The sequence below is a fragment of the Microcoleus sp. F10-B2 genome (assembly GCF_036704965.1).
Lineage (GTDB): Bacteria > Cyanobacteriota > Cyanobacteriia > Cyanobacteriales > Microcoleaceae > Microcoleus.
On sequence record NZ_JAUBTB010000240.1, the window covers coordinates 1 to 1,108 of the forward strand.

The window sequence follows — 1,108 nt, forward strand, 5'->3', positions numbered from 1 at the left end:
TGCAAAGCCAAAAACCCATCGCTACCCTCACCGGGCATAGCAATTCTGTCAGAAGCATCGCTTTTAGCTCAGATGGCTTGACTTTGGCTTCTGCAAGCTTTGACAACACCATCAAACTGTGGCACATGCAAAGCCAAAAACCCATCGCTACCCTCACCGGGCATAGCAATTCTGTCAGAAGCATCGCTTTTAGCTCAGATGGCTTGACTTTGGCTTCTGCAAGCTTTGACAACACCATCAAACTGTGGCACATGCAAAGCCAAAAACCCATCGCTACCCTCACCGGGCATAGCAATTCTGTCAGAAGCATCGCTTTTAGCTCAGATGGCAAGACATTGGCTTCTGCAAGTGACGACAACACCATCAAACTGTGGAACCTGCAAAGCCAAAAACCCATCGCTACCCTCACCGGGCATAGCAGTTCGGTCTATAGCATCGCCTTTAGTCCAGATGGCAAGACATTGGCTTCTGCAAGCTTTGACAACATAATCAAACTGTGGCATTTGCAAACCCAAAAACCAATCGCTACCCTCACTGGGCACAGCAATTCGGTCTGGAGCGTCGCCTTTAGTCCAGATGGCTTGACTTTGGCTTCTGCAAGCAGTGACAACACCATCAAACTGTGGATTTGGGATTTCGATAAACTGATGGCATTTGGCTGCAACTGGCTCGGCGATTATCTCAGAACCAACCCGAAAGCAACAGAAGAGGATAAACAGATGTGTGCTGATTACCTTAGCCAACAGTCAATCAAATCAGAGACAGGTAACAGACTTAGTGAATCGACACCGATTAAATTGGTCAAATCAAGAGATTTGTGACTTAATGGAAATGGTGGGTACTCATCCTTATTTAGTGCGAGTTGCTCTCTACCAAGTTGCGAAGGGGAGAATTACCTTAGAGCGCTTGCTAACTAAAAGTCGCTCCTACAGAAGAAAGCCCTTACTACGATCATTTACGGCGCCATTTAGTTAACTTGGAAAAAAATGCAGACCTAGCAGCAACAATTAGAGAAGTCATTAACAGAGAAAAAGTCGTTAAAACCCATTTATCTTTAAATGTGATTGACTTAGGTCTGCAACAGTTAAAGGGAATTCCTGAACCTGTA

1 protein-coding gene and 2 pseudogenes are annotated in these 1,108 nt (G+C 45.3%); all 3 read left to right on the forward strand.

The window, feature by feature from the left end; genetic code table 11:
• Positions 1 to 821, forward strand: a pseudogene (locus QUA99_RS32930) (WD40 repeat domain-containing protein); the annotation flags it as partial.
• Entirely contained in the window at positions 724 to 975 is a 252-nt protein-coding gene (locus tag QUA99_RS32935) for an AAA-like domain-containing protein (protein WP_333411571.1), read from the forward strand. The pseudogene QUA99_RS32930 and the gene QUA99_RS32935, both read left to right, overlap by 98 nt.
• Positions 974 to 1,108: pseudogene (locus tag QUA99_RS32940) on the forward strand (hypothetical protein); the annotation flags it as partial. The gene QUA99_RS32935 and the pseudogene QUA99_RS32940, both read left to right, overlap by 2 nt.